Consider the following 18,854-nt stretch of genomic DNA (forward strand, 5'->3'; position numbering starts at 1 on the left):
CCTGGTCACGACACTCGGTGCAACGTCGCCGGCACGTTTACAGCAAGACCGGGAACGCCGCGAGGCCGTCCTCGACTGCCGACTCGCCCTTCGCGATCACGCGTTGGGCGTGATCGACGAGGACGATCTTGACCGCCGATGCGCCGAGATACATGATCCTTGCAAATCGTGGACGTCGATATGGACGACGGCTTCGCAACGTCGGATAGTCAATCAATCCAAGAAGCCTGATCTCGTCAAGGGAGACGTCGCATGCTGAAATCGATCGATCCGCTTTTGAATGCCGATGTTCTCTACGCGCTGCGATCCATGGGGCACGGCGACGATCTCGTGCTCTGCGACACGAACTTTCCGGCCGACGCGGTCGCGCGCCAGACTGTGCTGGGGCGGCTGTTGCGCATCGACAACGTCACCGCAAGCCGCGCCTCGCGCGCGATCCTGTCAGTGCTGCCGCTCGACAGCTTCGTGGACAAGCCGGCATCCCGCATGGAGATCGTCGGCCAGCCCAACGAAATTCCACCTGTGCAGAGCGAGGTCCAGGCCGAACTCGATGCGGCGCAGGGCCGCTCTTTTCCGATGGCCTCAGTCGAGCGCTTTGCATTCTACGAGCTTGCGAAGAGATCCTATTGTGTGATCCAGACCGGAGAGCGGCGCTTCTATGGCTGCTTCATCTTCAAAAAGGGCGTCATTCCGCCTGATGCTGCTTGAGGTGAACATCTTGACGGCACGGCTGCACCGGCGTCTGACATAAATACGACGTCGAGATGATGCCGCGCTCGCGGAACCCTGCTCATTCACGATCACCGCGACGGTGATCGGCGCTGCACGGCATCAATCATCTTGCAGCGCGGCATTGCGAGGACCCTGCTCATCGTTCGCGCATCGACGGCACGCGCGACCTCAATCTCATGCGCATTCGTTGACTTTGATATGCGCCGCTGCATACTCGAAACGGCCTCTGCCGCCATCGCCACGACGCGGAAGTCCGCCGAGTGTCACGTCATCGAGGTGCTCGAGCGAAGCGGACTTTAAAAAAGAAGGTCACGCAAAGAAAGTCAAAAACGGGAGGGTATCGCGGTGAAACAGCACGATCAGCATTCCGCATTCCAGCCGAACCGGCGAACGGTGCTAAGAGGCGCGGCGAGCGCCGCAGCACTTGGCTCCAGCGGCGCACTCGGCACGTTCTCGGAGCTCGCATTGGCGCAAACCAACCTACGCGCCGAGATCACGCAAATTCCTGGTGTCGGCAAGGGCGCACCGACGGACGCCGACTGGCAGAAGGTCGGCGAACTCTGCCTCGGCCCGACCAAAGCGAGCATCAAGGAAGGCGAATTCAAGGGCGTCGAGCTCTCGTTCATGGGGCTCAACAATCAGAACCTGCACAATCTCCTGTTCCGCGGTTTCCTCAAGCCGTGGGAAGCTTATACGGGCGCGAAAATCTCCTGGATCGATCTCGCTCAAGCCGACTACAACCCACGGCTACAGCAGGCAATTGCGACGAGCACGATCGATTTTGACATCCTCGAGATGGGCGCGCCGTTCGAGGGCGATGTCTGTGGCAAGGGCTTGGCATCGGAGATGCCGGACTGGGTCAAAAAGCAGATCGATATCGATGACTATGTCGACTATCTGAAGCCGCCGGTCGGAACCTGGAACGGCAAGACCTATCGCGTCACCATCGACGGCGACTGCCACAACTTCAACTACCGCAGCGACGTCTTCTCCGACGCAGCCCTTGCCAAGGCCTGGAAGGACGCCGGCAACACGGTCGAATGGGGCGTGCCGAAAACCTGGCAGCAGGTCCAGGCGGTGACGAAATTCCTCAAAGGCAAGAAGATCAAGAACCAGAACGCGTTCGGCTATCTCGATGCGCCAAAGCCCTGGGGCGGCTTCGGCTTCTATTTCCTCGGTAGCCGTGCCTCGGCCTACGCCAAGCATCCCGACGACAAGGCTTGGCTGTTCGACATCGACACGATGAAGCCGCGCATCAACAATCCGGCCTGGGTGCGCGCTATCCAGGATGTCATTGACGCGCTGCCGTTTGAGCCGGCCGACCAGCTCAACGCCGATCCGAACACCACCGGCTTCCAGCAATTTCTCGCCGGCATCGGCTCAATGATCCCCTGGTGGGGCGACATCGGCCAGGTCGCCAAGGCGAGCGACACCTCGGTCATCGGCGATATTGTCGGCTTCGACATCCTGCCGGGATCGGACGATGTCTATAATTCCAAGACTGGACAGTGGGATAAGCTCGCGAGCGGTCCGAACCACGCGCCGAACTGCGCCTATCTCGGTTGGGGCGTCTATGTGATGGCCAGGGTCAATGGCGACGAGAAGAAGCACAAGGCCGCCTGGAGCGCGGCTGCGCATCTCGGCGGCAAGGATCTGTCGCTGTGGATGGTGATGTATCCGTCGGGCTTCCAAGCCCACCGCACCAGCCACTTCCAGTTCGACGAATGGGTGGCTGCGGGCTATGACCGCAAATACATCACCTCCTACCTCAACTCGCAGCTTGGCTCCTACAATCATCCGAACCGGGCGGTCGAGCCGCGTATCCCCGGCATCTTCCAGTACTACAGCATCGCGGAGGATGAGCTGACGAAGATTTTTGCCGGCAAGGTCGACGCGCAGACCGGCGCGAACAACATCGCCGCCGCCTGGGAGAAGCTGACCAACCAGATCGGCCGCGAGCGGCAGATCGCACTCTACAAGGCCTCGCTCGGCGTGTAGCCGCACGAGCTTCACGAAGACCCTCGGCTGGCAACGCTCTCGCGGTGCCAGCCGAAAACTTGCCCGGCGGCCGACCGGTCATTCAGGATCGGCAGAGTTCGATTGCCATGCAGAATTCAGCTCCCGTGACCGGCGACCTGCACCACCAGCCCGCGGTAGCACGCGCGCCGGCCCGGCGGAAGACCGCCGGCCGCGCGCTTGTCGCACTGGCGTCGCTCGGTTTCCTGCTCGTACTCCTCGTCCAGATTCTACACACGACCGGTGCGACCGCGGCCGGGTTCTCCGATTGGCGACCGATCGTCATCGCCTATCTCATCTGGTCCGTCGCCTTCGCCATCGCCCAAGTGCTGATCCGCGGCGAGCGCGGCCAGCGCGCGCTGTTCCTGCTGCCGGCAGTGTTCTTCACCATTGCGGTGGTGATCTTCCCGAGCATCTTTGGGATCTATATCGCTTCGCTCGACTGGAATCTCAGCTCGGTCGAAGGCCCGCGTTTCGGCGGCTTCGACAATCTCGTCGGGATGTTCCACGACACCTATTACTGGAACGCGCTGGGCAACATGATCTTCTACGCGGTCGCAGTCCTCGGCGAGTACGCGATCGCGTTCGGCCTCGCGCTCCTGCTCAGCGCCGAGATCCGCGCGCGAAAATTCTTTCGCATCGTGTTCCTGCTGCCGATGATGCTGAGCCCCGTCGCCGTGAGCTGGATGATCGGAAAATCGCTGCTCGAATATCGCTTCGGCCCGGCCGCGACGCTGGCGCGCTATCTCGGCTGGGACAACCCGGCCTTCTTCGCATCGCCCTGGATGGCGCGCTTCACCATCCAGGCGATGGATGCCTGGGTCTCCATTCCCTTCATCATGATCATCCTGCTCGCAGGCCTACAGGCGATGCCCAAGGAGGTGCAGGAGGCCGCCAAGGTCGACGGCGCGAACGGCTGGCAATCGTTCTGGCACGTGACCTTTCCGATCATGCTGCCGGTGAGCATCACCGTGCTCATCATCCGCGTCATCTTCAAGCTGAAGCTCGCCGACATCGTGATCAACGTCACCGCAGGCGGCCCCGGCGGCGCCACCGATACCGTGTCCAGCTTCATCTATCGCGTCTACCGCGACCGCTCGAACGTCGGCTACGGCACCGCACTTGCCATGGTCTATCTGCTCCTGATCATCGTGCTGCTGACGCTGATGTTGCGGTTCTCCAAACGATGGACGCAACGGGTCACCTGAAGGAGTTGCACGCTTGTCTGTCACGCCCCTGGCATCGCGTCCCGCCCGTAGGGCCCTCGCCGCACCGCGCGCAAAGCGGATGCTGAGTCGCGCGCTGATCTACGCCGCGCTGTTGCTTTGGACCTTCATCTGCCTGTTCCCGATCTACTGGACCGTCACGACCTCCTTCAAATCCGCGGTCGACGTAACCCAGGCGCATTTGATCCCTTGGGTAGACTTTCAGCCGGACTGGAAAGGATGGCGCTCGCTCGGGCTGTCGCCGGATACGTTGTTCGGAACTTCCACTGCGCGGTCCGAGTTCGTTAACCGCTTCGTCAACAGCATCATCACCTCGGTCGGCGCATCGGCGCTGGCCTTGATCCTCGGCTCGCTCGCCGCCTACGGCCTCAGCCGCTTTCGCTACAAATTCGCATGGATGCGCAACGACGACATCCTCTTCTTCTTCATGTCGCAGCTGATCCTGCCGCCGGTCGTGCTCGCCCTGCCCTTCCTCGTGCTCTACAAGGCACTGGCACTCCTTGACACCACATTCGGATTGATCCTCCTCTACACCCTGACGGTGCTGCCAATCGTCATCTGGATCATGCGCGACCAGTTCAATGCCATACCGGTCGAACTCGATGAAGCCGCCTTTGTCGACGGCCTGTCGACCTGGGGCGCGTTCCTGCGCATCATCCTGCCGCTTGCGGTCCCCGGCATGGTCGCCGCCTTTATCCTCTCGCTGGTCCTGTGCTGGAATGAATATTTCTTCGCCGCGTTGCTTACCAGCACCGATGCCAAGACATTGCCTGTGATGGTGGCAAGCCAGACCGGCTCGCAAGGGATCAACTGGTGGTCGATGGCCGCGCTGTCAACGGCCGCGATCGCACCGCTTGTCGTCGTCTGCATCTTCCTCGAACGCTATATCGTCAGTGGTTTGACGACGGGTGCCGGGAAGTAGCGGCGAACCCAGGGTTGAGATCAAGTACGCCGGTCGTCGCACTCCACCTCTCCTCAGTGGAGAGAGGCGAGTTCTTGGCTCGTATCGATTCAACCAATATTCACCGCCTCTACCCCGGAACAGGCGCTTCCGATTCCAGCAGGCGCGCGGCTTTGAGATCGCTCCAGAGCGCGGACGGCACTGTGGCGCTCAGCGCTGCCACGTTACGCTCGACCTCCTGAACATTATGCGCCCCGAGCACCACGCTCGCGACCGCGGGATGACCGAGCGCGAAATGTAGAGCGGCCGTTGGCAGCGCGACTCCATGAGCTGCGCAGATATGCTGGATTTCGACAACCTTCGAAAGGATTTGCGGCGGCGCGTCCTGGTAATTGTACTTGGCGCCCCTAGTGGCGCCCGTCGCCAGAATCCCCGAATTGAATACGCCGCCGAGCAGCACGGCGATGCCCTGCTTCAGCGCCAGCGGCATGAACTCCTCGAGTGCCGGCTGTTCCAGCAGCGAATAACGCCCGGCGAGCAGCATCACCTCGAAGGATCCGGCCTGCGCGAAGCGCACGCATATCTCGGCCTCGTTGACGCCGATTCCGATGCCTGCGACCACGCCTTCGGAACGAAGTTGTCGAGCGCTACATAGGCCCCGGACATCGCCTCGCGAAACCGGTCCTCAATCGCGTCCTTGCCGTGGGTCCACACATCGACATCATGGATCAGCAGCAGGTCGATCCGGTCGGTGCCAAGCCGTAAGAGCGACCGCTCGACCGAGCGCATGGTGCCATCATAGGAGTAGTCGACGATGGCCCGGTGCGGCTGTCCGCCAACAAATCCGGACCGAGTCTCCGGCTGGTGAAACGGATCCATCCAGCGACCCGTCTTGGTGCAAAGCACCACCTCCTTGCGCGGCACGCGCCTGAGCGCCGTTCCGCAGCGATGCTCCGACAGGCCATTGCCATAGTGCGGTGATGTATCGAGCAGATTGATGCCGAGTTCGAAGGCGCGGCTTGCGGCTGCAATCGTAGTCTGGTCGTCGAGCTTGAGAAAGAGATCGCCGAGCGGTGCGGTTCCGAACCCGAGGATGGAGACTTCGAGCCCGGTCCGGCCAAGGGGACGGCGCGGCAATGCTGATTGTGAAACCATGGGGATTGCAGTCCTTCTCCGCGCCTCAATGGCGCGCTGGTCTCATTGGTGGTGACGCACAGCGTATGACTTTGCCGTTACGTGTCAACGCGAAGAATAGGCTGCGCAAAGCTGTTCCGCCGACACGATCGAGTTGCTAAGAATAGCCGAAACCAGCATGCGGGCGCCTCACGACCTGCAGCAACGAGGAGGAACGATGCTCCCCTATGTCACGCACGATGCGCGCTTCGAACGCCTGGTCTTCGGTCACGCCAATCTCGAAAAGCTCACCAGCGGCTGCCCCTGGGCCGAGGGCCCAGCTTACTTTCCAGCCGGCCGCTATTTGATCTGGTCCGACATTCCGAACAACCGGATGATGCGTTTCGACGAGACCGATTTCGCAACCACCGATACCGAAATTCGCTGATAGTGGATGTTTGACGAGTCCGCGCTTGGCATTTTTAGCCAGATTCGTGGAAAGCTCCAATTCAACCGGTTAGTGGCACAGGTTCGATTCCGGCCAGGGGCACCAACCAGGCTGTTCAAGCCCGTTCTAAAGCGTCCGCAACCGTCCGCGCAGTGCTCGGAAACCCTTGAAAAATAGGCTCTTCCGCGTACATTCGCGTTCGTCACCGTTTGTTCTCATCCGATCCCAGCCGCCCGATTTGTCGGTATTTTTGTCGGTATCTAGAGAACAAGCGTTCACGGCGACTTTCGCTATTCCGAACGAAGGGATTTTGAGCAGATGGCCGGCAAGAATGATGGCGTGCGCGCCACCCCCAAGCAGATCAAGACAGACGTCGACTGCCGCGCCGCCCGACCGAAATTCGACAATGGCATCTGGAGCCCCGCCAAGATTTCCGACGCCACGGGCGGCGGCCTCTACCTCTTCGTCACGCCGGACCAGAGCAGGCCCGGCGACGCTGCCTCCAAGCTCTGGCGGATTGACTACCGCTTCCACACCCGTCGGAAAACCTACTCCATCGGCCGTTATGGCAACGGCAGGGATGGCACGTTCTCGCTCGCCGACGCGCGGCGCGAGCGCGACAAGGCCAAAGACCTGCTCAAGGAGGGCAAAGACCCGAGCACAGAGAAACAGCTCGACAAGCACAGGCAGGCGGCCGCCCGGTCATTCGGTCAGTGGGCCGACGAGTGGCTCGCGAAGAAGAAGGTTGAGAAAGTCAAACGCGGTAGGATCGTCGCGGTGCGCGACCCCAAGACCATCGAGATCCTTGAGCTGCGCGTCGGCTACGTCAAGGCGCGCTTCGGCAAGATGTGTAGGCAGGACATTAAGCGTCCGGACGTGCTCGCTTTCATGCGTTCATACGAAGCCGAGGGAAAGCTGGAAACCCGCGACCGCGTGCGCAGCATCGGCGAGCAGATTTGCGACTATGCCGACGTCGAAGGCGACGGCTACAATCCATTCCGCAACCTGAATGGGCAGATGATTGCCAACATTTCGACCCCGCGTCCTGGCGTCACCGAACCGCGCGACGTGACGCGCGTCTTCAAACTCATCAGCGCACCTTGGACGAGAGCGAGGTTTGGTGACGTTGTGGGCCTTGCCTTGCGCTTCGACGCGCTGACCATTCCCCGCCCCGGCATGGTCAATGAAATGGAGTGGAACGAGGTTGATTGGGATGCCAAACGCTGGACTATTCCAGCCGCCAAAATGAAGACCGGCTGGGACCATGTCGTGCCTCTGTCACGGCAGGCACTCGCTATCCTACGCAGCGTTCAGAAGCTGACCGGCCATCGCCGGTACGCGTTTTCCTGCTCGAAGGACGCGCCGCTATCAAACAACACGCTCAACAAGCGCTTACGGCTGCTGGGCATTGACACCAAGACCGATCACTGTGCCCACGGATTCCGGACCACCTTCTCGACCCTGTCTCACCACGAAGAGATCAAGGACGCCAAAGCATGGGATGGCGATGTCGTCGAGCTGCAGCTTGCGCATCTCGATAACTCTACCGTGGAAGGTCTCTACAAGAAGCACGGACCGCTCGCGCTGATCGGCTCGCGCACAAAGCTGATGCAGCATTGGGCTGATCGGATCGACCACTGGCTCGATCCCAAGAAGGTAATGTCGATCAAGGGAGGCGCGCCTGCTTGAGTCACCTGAAGGCGATCCTTCTGGGTCGCCTGCGCCGATATCGCAAGGATCGGTGGTTGCGGGGACGTGCAACCATCTCAAATTGCTGTTTCAGGCGGTCGCCTGACCGGAGCAGGTCTCATTCTCTTGAGACAGTGCGTCCCGAACGCAGTGAACAATTTCTAAGTTGTTGATTTTTATAGCTATGGCAGACATTTCCGTCCCGTTTTGTTCACGGTCGTTTCACCCAATTCGTTGCGATTTCGTTGCGACCTTCGTAGACGAGAACGAGAGCTGCTGAGGACCTTGGGATCGGATACGCGGCGGGATTGGTTAGATCCTTCGTCGCCGACGGCGGGGCCATTTCCAAATGCCCGTTCCAAATGAACAACGGAAGCCGGGCGCAGTATCTTAGATTTCACTGGCAATCTTTGGTTTGGACCAACGTCAGAATGGCGGAATCAAAATCAGTCTGATTGTTCAACGATTTCAAGCCGCATTTGGAAAAATGTGCGAATTCGCCCCTAGTGAGAATCAATTGCTTAGCAGGCTTTTCCAAATGGGAAAGCGGCCAGCGCGGATCACAACCGGGCAGCCAACCCGCGACCTAGACCCTTGGTAGTTCGTCAAAAGCCGCCGTTGAAGCAGCGGCTTGACAGCTCCTAAACGAGTGCGGCGAGAGACCAAAATCGGGACCCGCTGTCGCGCTGGCAAATTCAACGTTCGCGCACAATCTTAGGGAGCGCCGCAGCTTCCATCAGGCAGGCTCCCACACACGATCGCCGAGTTTGCTTGACCCCACGACTACATCAACCGCGTCGTGAGAGGGTCAAAAGATAAACGCCACAAGGCGGCCCAACACGGCGACCGACAAAGCTGCGAGAAGGACGATAAGTTGCCCAAACTGGACCTCTTCCATGTCGATGTCCGGCATCGTGATCATGGCGTATGCGATCATGTGGCAATTCTCCATGGTAGTTCCTCCCCTAGCTATTGTTCTGCCGTCTTCCGGGCAGTACCACCCGTTCGTCGCGGATCGCTCGAGGGGCGACTCTTCGCTTAACGCGCGCGGATCAGGCCGCCCTGCTTTCAAGCTCCGTCTGATGAGATGCCGCAATCGTTCCGACGCACACTCCGAAGCCGATGGATGCAAAGCCCTCACGAGTGCAGCGCCCCTCAAATCGGATCTCGTCACCGTCGTGTAGAAAGCCGCGACGCTCTCCGTTGGGAAGCGTAATGGGGCGGGTTCCGGCAGAAGTGAATTCGAGCATGCTGCTCAATTCAGCGTCGGTAGGTCCGGAGATCGTGCCGGTGCCGATCAGGTCCCCCGGTAGAAGGTTGCATCCATTGATCGTGTGGTGCGCAACCATCTGCGCCGGTGTCCAATATAGATATTTGGCGTTCGAGCTGAGAATTTCGACAGGAACGTCCCTTGCGGCCCGCATCTTTTCGGTCGTGAGAAAAACCTTCAGGCTTATGTCCAGCCCGCCACTTTTCTGATCGTCCTCGTCGAGCAGGTATTTCAACGGCTGGGGGTCCCCGTGAGGACGAACCATCGCCGGAATGCGGAACGGAGCCAACGCGTCAGTAGTGACAACCCACGGCGAGACGGACGTTGCGAAACTCTTGCTGAGGAATGGTCCGAGTGGATACATCTCCCAGCGCTGGACGTCCCTCGCCGACCAGTCGTTGAGAAGTGAATAGCCGACGATCTGTTCGCTTGCGCGCGCAACCGGGATCGGACTTCCGAGCTCGTTGCCGCCACTGAGATAGAACCCCATCTCCAGTTCGAAATCGAGTCGTTCGCACGGACCGAAGCCAGGACTGCCCCCGTCAACCGACGGCGTCCGCTGTCCCATGGGTCTGCGGACAATTCCCTGCCCGATTTGCACCGAAGACGCCCGCCCGTGATAGGCAATCGGCACCCATTTGTAGTTGGCGGGCAGCGGATTTTCAGGCGTGAGGAGTGCGCCGGCCGCCTTCGCGTGATGTATGCCGGCATAAAAATCCGTGTAGTTCGGCACCGCAGTCGGACGATACATCGTGCAAGCGCTCAATGGGACCAGCAGGTCCGACGCACGGCGGCGCGCAGCCTCACCGCTTGAACCCGCGTCAAGCGCGGCACTGACTGCCTTTCGTAAGTTGTGCAACGCGCGAGGTCCCAACGCAAACAGCGAGTTGAGCGAGGAGTCGGCGACGGTCCACTCGGGAATTTCTGCCGGCAGGAGACCGGCGCTGTGCGCCGCATGAAGATCGAGGATCTGGTCGCCGATCCCAATCCCCGCGGATCGCTTTCCGTCCTTGCCACGGCTGAAGACACCGAGCGGCAGGTTCTGGATGGGGAAGTCGCCGGAGGGGTCATTGGCGGCCGCCACAAAACTGCGGCGCGCCGGATCGTGGGTCTCGTCGATCATGGCGTTCATCCTGCAGCTCCCGCCAGCGCGTTATTGCCCTCAGAGGGTCCGATGCCGATCTCGGATTGCACAAACTGAGCATCAAACGCCCGCCGCTCGGCCGCGGCGCGGGCCGTTCGGTCACTCAGCGAACCGAGCCAAATCACCAGAAATGCCAGGGGCATCGAGAAGAGCGCCGGATTGTCGTAGGGAAATAACGGCGCCGCGAAATGGAATACCGCGACCCAGACTGTCTTGCTCAGCACGACGAAAAGGAGAGAGCTGAACAGGCCGACCAGGCCACCGGCAACGGCGCCGCGCGTGGTGGTACCGCGCCAAAAGATCGCCATCGCCAGCACTGGAAAATTGCAGCTTGCCGCGACCGAAAGCGCTAACCCCGCCATGAACGCGACATTCTGGTTCTCGAAAGTGATGGCAAGGCCCACCGCGACGATGCCGGTCGCCACCGCGGCAATCTTCGCAACCATCACCTCACGTGCCTCTGGCGCGTTACCCTTCGCAATCACCTGCCCATAAATATCGTGGCTCACCGCCGAGGCGCCGGCGAGTGTCAATCCGGCGACCACGGCGAGAATGGTGGCAAACGCGACGGCCGAGATAAACCCAAGCAGGATTGGTCCGCCGAGAGCGCCCGCCAGGTGCACCGCCGCCATATTGGGACCGCCGATCAGATCGGTAATCTTGTTGAACTGGCCGCCCGCGCCGACGTTGAAGAAACTCGCATCCGGCATAAGGACCACCACCGCAGCAAAGCCGAACAGCGGGATGACTAGGCAGAAGTAAGCTACACAGGTCGTCGCATAGAAAACCGACTTCCTTGCGCCTGCGGAATCGCTGACGGTGAAGAACCGCATCAGGATATGCGGCAATCCCGCGGTACCGAACACCAGCGCGAGTCCAAGCGAGATCGCGGAAACCGGCTCAGCGAACAGCCCGCCTGGAGAGAGAACTGAGGCCCCCTTGGGGTGCACCCGGCTCGCCTCGGCGAATAGGCGTCCAAGACTGAAATCGAAGCGCCACAGCACCACCAGCGCCATCAAGGTGCCGCCGATCAGCAGCAGCAGCGCTTTGGTGATCTGAACCCAGGTGGTTGCCTGCATGCCGCCGACAGCCACATAGACGATCATCAGAAGTCCGACGCCGGCGACTGCGAACAGATAGTTCACCCCGAACAGAAGCTGAATGACCTTGCCGGCACCGATCATCTGCGCGATCAGGTAAAACAGCACGACGACGAGACTGCCGGTGGCGGCGACCAGACGGACCGAGGTCCGATCGAGGCGAAACGACGCTGCGTCGGCGAACGTGTAACTGCCGAGGTTGCGCAAGCGCTCCGACATCATGAACAGCACGATCGGCCAACCCGTCAAGAAGCCCAACGCATAGACGAGGCCATCAAAGCCGGTCGCATAGATCAGCGCCGAGATACCGAGGAAAGCCGCGGCCGAAAGAAAATCCCCCGCAATCGCCAGGCCGTTCTGGAGCGGCGTGATCTCATGTCCCGCGGTATAGAAGTCCGCCTTCGATTTGGTTCTGCCAGCCGATCGATAGGTGATGAGGAGCGTGACGGCGACGATCAACAGGAACATGCCTATGGCAACCCAGTTCAGATCGCGGCCCGCTACAACAGCGGTCGCCTGCGCATGGGCCGAAAAGGACACCGTCGCCGCAATGGCGGCCAGCAGAATGCGCATGATCATCGGCCACACTCCCGGCGAACGAGCTGTGTCAGGCCGTCGAAGTAGGTGTTGGAACGGCGTACATAGTAACCGGTCAGGGCAACGACCAGGGCGATCATGCCAAGCGCGATCACCATGCCCAACGGAACGGCTCCGCCTGCCATGCTCTTCCCGAGCGCTGACGACGCCGCCGAAATCAGCCCGATGAAGCCGAAGAACATCAACAACGTGACGATCGAGAGCCCCCACCGCAACCTTGCCCGTGCGGCGGTCAGTTCCCGAAAAGACGGATTAGACAGGATTTTTCGCGTTTGTTCCGACGACAACGACATGATTTCCCTCCCCCATTTCTTGATCAGTTGGTTTCGACGCAGCTAGGACGCCTGCTTCAGGACATCGTCACTATCGGGCGGCGCGGATGCTTCTATCGACGGCGAGGGTCGCGGCGGAATGTTCGTCAACAGCACGCCCGAATTGGTAAGGGCTGCGATCTCCTGGTCGGAGTAGCCGTATTCCTTCATCACTTCGACGTTGTGTTCACCGCGAAAGGCGGCTTCGCGCGCAGCGGCCAGCGGCGTCTTCGAGAAGTGCCAGGGCTTGCCGGGGATCCTGACCGCCTTGCCGCGGCGGTCGGTAACCTCTTCTATCGCGCCCCACCATTTGACCCAGTCCGAACCGGCGAAGTCCTTGACCGAGCGAACCACGCCGAACGCCAGCTTCACTTCGTCGAGCTGTGCATCGAGTTCGCCGGCCGTGGCAAAGGAAAGAATCCACTGCTGGATGATCTGGTAAAGGGCGTTGAGATTCTTCCGGCGCGCCGCCGGCGTGGCGAATCTGGGATCTGAAGCGAGATCGGGGCGACGCATCGCCGCGATGTAGTTCGGAAACGTCAGGCTGCTGACGACACTGGTCGCGATTGTGATGACGTCACCGTAGCTTGTCTTGAAGAACGGCGAGTCAGCAGGTCCGAGCGCCGCCGGTTCGGCGCCGAGATCCACGCCGGAGAGATCGGCATGCACCCGTTCATTGACGGCAAGCATGGTGGCGGCCATCGCAATATCGACATATTGGCCCTCGCCTGTCTGGTCGCGGTGATGCAGTGCTGCCAGAATGCCGATGATCGCTTCGAGGCCCGTATAAATGTCGGCATGCGAGTAGGCATCATGCCTCTTGACCGTGAGATCCTCGCCGAGATGGTCGATCATCCCGCCGACAAAGCCGGATTCGGCATGGACGGTCGGCGCGTAGGCGCTGCGGTGTGACAGCGCGCTGCCCTGGCCGTAGCCGCTGATTGAGGCGTAGATTACTTTCGGGTTGCGCGCGGCGACGGATTCATAATCGAGGCCGAAGAATTTCAATGTGCCGGCGCGAAAATTCTCGACGATAATGTCGGCGCTATCGCACATCTTGCGCACGACTTCTCTTCCTTCGGGGAAGTTCAGGTCGATGCTGATGTTCCGTTTCCCGACGTTCTGTTGGATATAGTAGTAGGACATGCTCGCGGTTTCGTCGCCAGGCAGGGCGTACCGTGAGATGTCTCCGCGCGGCGGCTCGATCTTGATCACGTCGGCGCCGAGGTCCGACAGGGCCCTGGTGCAGTGGGGACCAGCAAGGACGCGCGAGAAGTCGACGACCTTGATTCCGGCAAGGGGTGTACGATTTGTCATGACAACGTCCCTCAGCGGCCCGAGAAAATGGCGTGACCAGGCCCGGACTCGCGGAAGGCCTTCAGGCCGACGACGAGATCGTTGCTCTGTAAGATCGGACGCTGCGCGTCAGACATTGCGCGGTCGGCTTTCACGACGCTGTCTTCCATATATTCCCGGACCAGTCGTTTGGTGGCGCCATGCGCCACTGTCGGGCCCACCGCAAGCTCGAGCGCGAGGATCCGCGTCGTTTCTTCAAGCTGGGCTTCGGGCACGACGCGATTGACGATATTCCAGCGCTCCAGCGTCGCCGCATCATAGCGACGTCCGAACAGAGCCATCTCCTTGGCGCGCGCCACGCCGGCGCGCGATGCCACACGTTGTATGGCGCCCATCAGCGGATGCAGGCCCAGCGTCACCTCGACCATGCCGGCCTTCGCGGAGTCCGCGGCAACGATGATGTCGCAGGCCAGCGCCAGCTCGAATCCGCCACCGAGGGCCAATCCGTGCATGCTCGCGATGATCGGCACAGGAACCTGTTCGAGCGCATCCAGGCAGGCGCACACATCGATTTCGGGCATCCGTTCGCCGCGATTGTCGAATAGTTCTATTTCAGCACCGGCGGAGAAGTGTCGCAATCCGCTCCGCAGGATGATGGCACGCGCGCCTCCCTTATGAGCCTGTTCGACTGCATCCAGCAGCGCGGTCAGCAGCGGCTTGGCCACGAGATTGTAGGGAGCGAAAGTCATCGTCAGGGTAACGAGATCGCCCTCCCGACTGACGGTAACCAACTCGTTTGGTGTGGTCATTGAATTCCTCCGGATTTTTTTGAGTCAGTCGTTCGGTTCGATAATGGAACGGTATCTGAAAAACTCATACGGTCAACATAAAAAAGATATTATTGGATTCATCTTGTATTCCTCCGAATCCTTGTGAAAATGCCAGGGATGCCTCAGGACGCGACCAGCCTTACCGTTTCAGCCTATGCTCGACTTCGCTCGGACATCTTGGCCGGCCGCTTGCCGGCCGACGGAAAGCTGAAAATTCAAGATCTGGCTCAATATCTTGGGGTCAGCCCGAGCGTTGTACGGGAGGCCCTGTCGCGTCTCTCTGCCGAGGCGCTGGTCATTGCGGAGCCCCAGCGAGGTTTCCGGGTGGCGCCCATCAATGCCGCCGATGTTTCGGATCTGACGGCCGTCAGAATCGACATCGAACTGAAATGCATGCACCGCGCGATGAAACTCGGCGGCCTCAAATGGGAGGCTGCTATTGTCGCAGCCGATCATGAACTCTCGCATACGCCCCACGACATTCACGACCTGGGCGACGACTGGATGATCGCGCACGCGAAATTCCATGCCACCCTGGTGGCGGCCTGCGATAGTCCCTGGCTGCTGCGAATCCGCGAACAACTCTTCGTCCAGGGCGAACGCTATCGCCGCATCAATGTGCGAATGTCGCGCGCCGATCGTGATCTGCGCGCCGAACATTCGGCACTGGCCCAAGCCATTCTTGGCCGGCATGTGAAACTCGCCACCGATTTGATGACGGAACATCTGCGCTTGACCGAGGTGCTGACGCTTCAGTCGCTCAAGTCGCAGGACGCAGCGGTCGCCTAGCAAAAGCGTCTCCCGGCCCGATACGTTCAATTCGGCCAACCACGCTCAATTGACCATCCGCTCGTATCCTTCCCAATAGCGCTCTCGCAGCAGCCGCTTGAGGATTTTCCCGGACGGATTGCGGGGAAGTTCGTGCACGAATTCGATCGACTTCGGGATCTTGAACCCCGCCAGCCTTCCTCGCGCGAAATGCAGTATGCCCGCCGGGTCCGCCGTACGATCCGGTTTCAACACGACGAGGGCCTTGACCGCTTCACCCCACCGGTCGTCAGGCACGCCGATGACGGCGACGTCGGCGATATCCGCGTGTCCATACAAGGCACTTTCGATCTCGGCGGGGTAGACGTTCTCTCCGCCGGAAACGATCATGTCTTTCAAACGATCATGAATGTACAAATAGCCGTTTTCATCGAGGAATCCGGCATCGCCGGTATGCAGCCATCCGTTCCTGAGAGTCCTCGCGGTGTCCTCTGCCCGATTCCAGTATCCCTTCATATTTTGCGATGAGCGGCACACGACTTCACCCACCTCTCGGGCTGGTAGCGGTTTGCCCGACGCGTCGATGACCATCAGTTCAATGCCTTCGACCGGACGGCCGCATGACCTCAGGATATCCCTATTGTTCGAGGAATGGTCTGCAGCATCCAGAACCGTGATGACGCCGGTCGTTTCGGTCAGGCCGTAGACCTGGAAGAACCCCGTATGCCTGAACACCCGGAGCGACTTCCTGAGAAGCTCGAGCGGTATCGGGGAGGCTCCGTAAAGAATCTGTCTCAGTGAGGAGAGATCGATTTTTTCAACGTTACGTTCGGCCAGCATCGCCAATAGCATTGCCGGAACGAGGAACGTGACCGTAGCTCGTTCGCGCTGTATCGTTTCAAGCGCCACCGATGGAACGAACTCGCGAAGCACGATCGTCTTGAGGCCGGCGACCAGACCGAATACGCCGGTACCGACCCCTGCGATGTGGAACAACGGCATTGCGAGCAGCATGACATCGTCGGACGACCACGCCTTCCAGTCGTCAAGCGCGTGTAGTGGAAAATTGGCGTGAGAAAGCTGCACGCCCTTCGGATAGCCGGTCGTGCCGCTGGTGTAGAGCTGCAAGCAAACGTCATCGGGGCTGACTGGCAGGCTCGCCTCGGTCGTCGGGTGGGCATCGCGCCACTTGAGGTAACGAGAGTCCAACACAATGATTTGGTAAACAGTTTCCAGCTGATCCTGGATTTCAGTGGTAAGTTTCTCGAACGATTCCCCGACGAAGAGAATCTCGGTTTTGGCATCGTTGACCGCGAAAACGATCTCGGGAGGTGCCAGCCTTGCATTGATGGGAACCAGGACGGCGCGGGCCTTGGCTGCCCCGAGAAGCACTTGAAAAAAGATATCCGAATTCTTGTCGAGTATCGCAATTCGGCTGCCCGGTCGCACACCCCCAGCCATGAGGCCATTGGCGACTTGATTGGATAATTCCTCCAAAACCCGATAGCTTGTCTCGCGCCCCTCGAAGCTCACGGCGACGGCGTCGGGCGTGATGGCCGCGTAACGTCGCGGAATTTCCGCGATCGTCTGGATCGGCGTTGACAGCAAGGCCCCTTCCGATTTGGACATCCATCCCTCCCGTTATGATTTTTGAGATGGAGGATGACCGGCCCGGCGCCCGGCAAGTATCTAAATTCTGAACTACCGCTATTCAGCGCAGAATGACCACGGCCTCTTCGCGTGTCTTACCGCGATATTTCCAGATGCGGCGAAGGCAGCATGTGAGACGGCCTCAGGCCTTGCGCTTGGTCACTCTCGCATTTCGAGGGTTGCCCGCGAGCCATTCCCTGGAAGCGGTGAATTCTGCTTCCAGGAATCGCCTGACTTCACGAGTCAATTTTCTCAGGTCGCTCTCGCGCCGGCGCAGCAGCCATACGTTCATCGTAACTGTCTCTTGCGGCAAGACCTGAACCAGTCCCTCGGCTTGCGCGAATGGTACAGCAAGAAGCGCAAGCCCGAGACCGCAACCGGCGGCGGCGAAATGGTTGGCAATTGGGTTGACCCGAACAACGCTGCGGATGCCCGCCGCTTCCGAGAAATACTCCAACAAATCCCTCTGATTGGGCCGAACGTTGCGGAAGGAGACAAAATCGGCAGTATGGCCGATGATGTCGTGATCCCTCAGCTCTGACAATGACCGAGGCGCGGGGCGTCCGGCAAGGTACCGCTCGGAGGCAAAAATCCCCATCGGCACGTCCGCGACCCGCTTTCCAATGAGATCGTTCTCGCCGGGATCTCCCATCCTGATGACGTAGTCCAGATCGCTCGTTGCCAAGCTCTGCTGGTTCACCGTGGAGATGATTTCCAGGTAGATTCGACTATCGCGCCGTCGCAGCTCCGCAACCCGCGGGAGAAGCCAGTGCTTGGTCATGCCTTCGGTCGCCGATATCCTGACCACTGACGATCGTTGCCCGACGCGCGAACGCAGATCGCGATGAAACGACTCGAATGCGAGCATCATATCGCCGGCCGAGCGTTGCAGGTCCTCGCCTTCCCGCGTCAGCTTCACCCCGGACGAGGCGCGAAAGAACAGGGGAGCGGCCACGTAGCGCTCCAGCTCCTTCAGACGCCTGCTCAATGTCGGTTGGCTCATTCCCAGTTCGTGTGCGGCACGGTTGACGCTTCCAGTTCTCGCCACCACGGAAAACAAGCGAAACAAATCCCAGCTTGCCTCGGTCATGCTCTCGTCCTTTGCGCAAGCGCTTTTGGTTCCTGATCGCCGAGTGCGAACGACGTCGCAGGACCCGGAAACACAAGCGAAAAAGCCATCAAAGCCTGGCCGCTATTCAATATTGCGTTCCCCGTTCAACAAAATCGACATGGCCTTCCTCGCAGTTTGGGGAAATATGCCAAACGGTCGAACAACGGACACAGCGATGGCACAGATTAAGCTCGAGGCGATCAGGGATTTCGTGGGCCAGAATCTCGGAACATCCGACTGGGTCACCATCGACCAGCCCATGATCGACCAGTTCGCGGCCTGTACTGGGGACAGGCAGTGGATCCACGTGGATGCGGACCGCGCGAGCAAGGAAAGTCCTGTAGGCGGCACCATTGCCCACGGCTTCCTGAGCCTGTCATTGATTGCGCCACTTGGCATGGACCTGGGGCTCGCTCCGGTCGACGCATCTGCCGTCTTCAACTATGGTCTGGACAAAGTCAGGTTCCTGACACCCGTAAGATCGGGTAACCGCGTTCGCCTTCAGCTTTCCATGACAAGTGTCGAACCGAAGGACAACGGGCGTATGCTGATCAAGGGCAACGCGGTACTTGAGATCGAGAATAGTCAAACGCCGGCTCTGGTCGCCGAGACGCTGACGCTGGTGGTCCCTTAGCCCTCCACCGCCGCGAAC

Annotated in this window: 17 protein-coding genes and 1 pseudogene; 8 read left to right on the plus strand and 10 right to left on the minus strand. The window is 60.1% G+C overall.

The genetic code is table 11. The features are described 5' to 3' along the window. Positions 1–252: 252 nt before the first annotated feature. The 4 genes from ABIB06_RS03985 (at position 253) to ABIB06_RS04000 (ending at position 4,896) form a co-directional block, all read left to right on the plus strand. Positions 253–708 carry an RbsD/FucU family protein gene (locus ABIB06_RS03985; RefSeq protein ID WP_354044529.1) on the plus strand — a complete coding sequence of 152 codons (456 nt, stop codon included), beginning with the start codon at positions 253–255 and terminating at the stop codon, positions 706–708. A 363-nt stretch (positions 709–1,071) separates the two neighbouring features. Continuing rightward, the gene (locus ABIB06_RS03990; protein ID WP_354068468.1) at positions 1,072–2,730 is read left to right on the plus strand and encodes a type 2 periplasmic-binding domain-containing protein; all 1,659 of its coding nucleotides are present in this window, start codon (positions 1,072–1,074) and stop codon (positions 2,728–2,730) included. A 107-nt stretch (positions 2,731–2,837) separates the two neighbouring features. Continuing rightward, positions 2,838–3,956 carry a carbohydrate ABC transporter permease gene (locus ABIB06_RS03995; protein WP_354044530.1) on the plus strand — a complete coding sequence of 373 codons (1,119 nt, stop codon included), beginning with the start codon at positions 2,838–2,840 and terminating at the stop codon, positions 3,954–3,956. A 79-nt stretch (positions 3,957–4,035) separates the two neighbouring features. Continuing rightward, a complete protein-coding gene (locus ABIB06_RS04000) occupies positions 4,036–4,896 on the plus strand; it encodes a carbohydrate ABC transporter permease (protein WP_354044577.1) in 861 nt (286 codons plus the stop codon). 109 nt (positions 4,897–5,005) lie between these two features. Here the strand turns inward: ABIB06_RS04000 and ABIB06_RS04005 are convergent, their stop codons facing one another. Then, positions 5,006–5,497, minus strand: coding sequence for an aldo/keto reductase (locus ABIB06_RS04005; protein WP_354044531.1), 492 nt, complete (start codon positions 5,495–5,497; stop codon positions 5,006–5,008). After that, positions 5,419–6,030, minus strand: coding sequence for an aldo/keto reductase (locus ABIB06_RS04010; protein WP_354044532.1), 612 nt, complete (start codon positions 6,028–6,030; stop codon positions 5,419–5,421). Before ABIB06_RS04010 ends, ABIB06_RS04005 begins: the two co-directional genes overlap by 79 nt. Before the next feature lie 196 nt (positions 6,031–6,226). Here ABIB06_RS04010 and ABIB06_RS04015 point away from each other — a divergent pair. Then, positions 6,227–6,406 (plus strand): annotated as a pseudogene (locus ABIB06_RS04015) (SMP-30/gluconolactonase/LRE family protein); the annotation flags it as partial. A 348-nt stretch (positions 6,407–6,754) separates the two neighbouring features. Then, complete coding sequence (locus ABIB06_RS04020) at positions 6,755–8,125, plus strand: tyrosine-type recombinase/integrase (RefSeq protein ID WP_354044533.1); 1,371 nt, start codon at positions 6,755–6,757, stop codon at positions 8,123–8,125. Positions 8,126–8,933: 808 nt separating this feature from the next. Here ABIB06_RS04020 and ABIB06_RS04025 read toward each other — a convergent pair. The 6 genes from ABIB06_RS04025 to ABIB06_RS04050 form a co-directional block, all read right to left on the minus strand. After that, positions 8,934–9,062, minus strand: a complete 129-nt coding sequence (locus tag ABIB06_RS04025; protein ID WP_256467653.1) for a hypothetical protein — start codon at positions 9,060–9,062, stop codon at positions 8,934–8,936. A 115-nt stretch (positions 9,063–9,177) separates the two neighbouring features. Then, the gene (gene fahA, locus ABIB06_RS04030) at positions 9,178–10,527 is read right to left on the minus strand and encodes a fumarylacetoacetase (protein ID WP_247341851.1); all 1,350 of its coding nucleotides are present in this window, start codon (positions 10,525–10,527) and stop codon (positions 9,178–9,180) included. Beyond that, on the minus strand, positions 10,524–12,218 hold the full coding sequence (actP, locus tag ABIB06_RS04035; RefSeq protein ID WP_247348285.1) for a cation/acetate symporter ActP: 1,695 nt from the start codon (positions 12,216–12,218) through the stop codon (positions 10,524–10,526). Before actP ends, fahA begins: the two co-directional genes overlap by 4 nt. Continuing rightward, positions 12,215–12,529, minus strand: a complete 315-nt coding sequence (locus tag ABIB06_RS04040) for a DUF485 domain-containing protein (protein WP_247341845.1) — start codon at positions 12,527–12,529, stop codon at positions 12,215–12,217. Before ABIB06_RS04040 ends, actP begins: the two co-directional genes overlap by 4 nt. A gap of 42 nt (positions 12,530–12,571) precedes the next feature. Beyond that, positions 12,572–13,864, minus strand: a complete 1,293-nt coding sequence (locus ABIB06_RS04045; protein WP_247341842.1) for a CaiB/BaiF CoA transferase family protein — start codon at positions 13,862–13,864, stop codon at positions 12,572–12,574. A gap of 11 nt (positions 13,865–13,875) precedes the next feature. After that, on the minus strand, positions 13,876–14,652 hold the full coding sequence (locus ABIB06_RS04050) for an enoyl-CoA hydratase/isomerase family protein (RefSeq protein WP_354068432.1): 777 nt from the start codon (positions 14,650–14,652) through the stop codon (positions 13,876–13,878). Between the two features lie 138 nt (positions 14,653–14,790). Here ABIB06_RS04050 and ABIB06_RS04055 point away from each other — a divergent pair, with 138 nt between their 5' ends. Next, on the plus strand, positions 14,791–15,462 hold the full coding sequence (locus tag ABIB06_RS04055; protein ID WP_247341835.1) for a GntR family transcriptional regulator: 672 nt from the start codon (positions 14,791–14,793) through the stop codon (positions 15,460–15,462). A 45-nt stretch (positions 15,463–15,507) separates the two neighbouring features. On the opposite strand, the gene ABIB06_RS04060 is transcribed toward ABIB06_RS04055, so the two are convergent. Both ABIB06_RS04060 and ABIB06_RS04065 read right to left on the minus strand, forming a co-directional pair. Beyond that, on the minus strand, positions 15,508–17,070 hold the full coding sequence (locus tag ABIB06_RS04060; RefSeq protein ID WP_247341832.1) for a fatty acid--CoA ligase: 1,563 nt from the start codon (positions 17,068–17,070) through the stop codon (positions 15,508–15,510). A gap of 163 nt (positions 17,071–17,233) precedes the next feature. Continuing rightward, a complete protein-coding gene (locus tag ABIB06_RS04065; RefSeq protein ID WP_247341829.1) occupies positions 17,234–18,181 on the minus strand; it encodes a LysR family transcriptional regulator in 948 nt (315 codons plus the stop codon). 196 nt (positions 18,182–18,377) lie between these two features. On the opposite strand from ABIB06_RS04065, the gene ABIB06_RS04070 reads away from it, so the two are divergent. After that, positions 18,378–18,836, plus strand: coding sequence for a MaoC family dehydratase (locus ABIB06_RS04070; protein ID WP_247453169.1), 459 nt, complete (start codon positions 18,378–18,380; stop codon positions 18,834–18,836). Positions 18,837–18,854: the final 18 nt, after the last annotated feature.

The organism is Bradyrhizobium sp. LB8.2 (assembly GCF_040548035.1).
GTDB lineage: Bacteria > Pseudomonadota > Alphaproteobacteria > Rhizobiales > Xanthobacteraceae > Bradyrhizobium.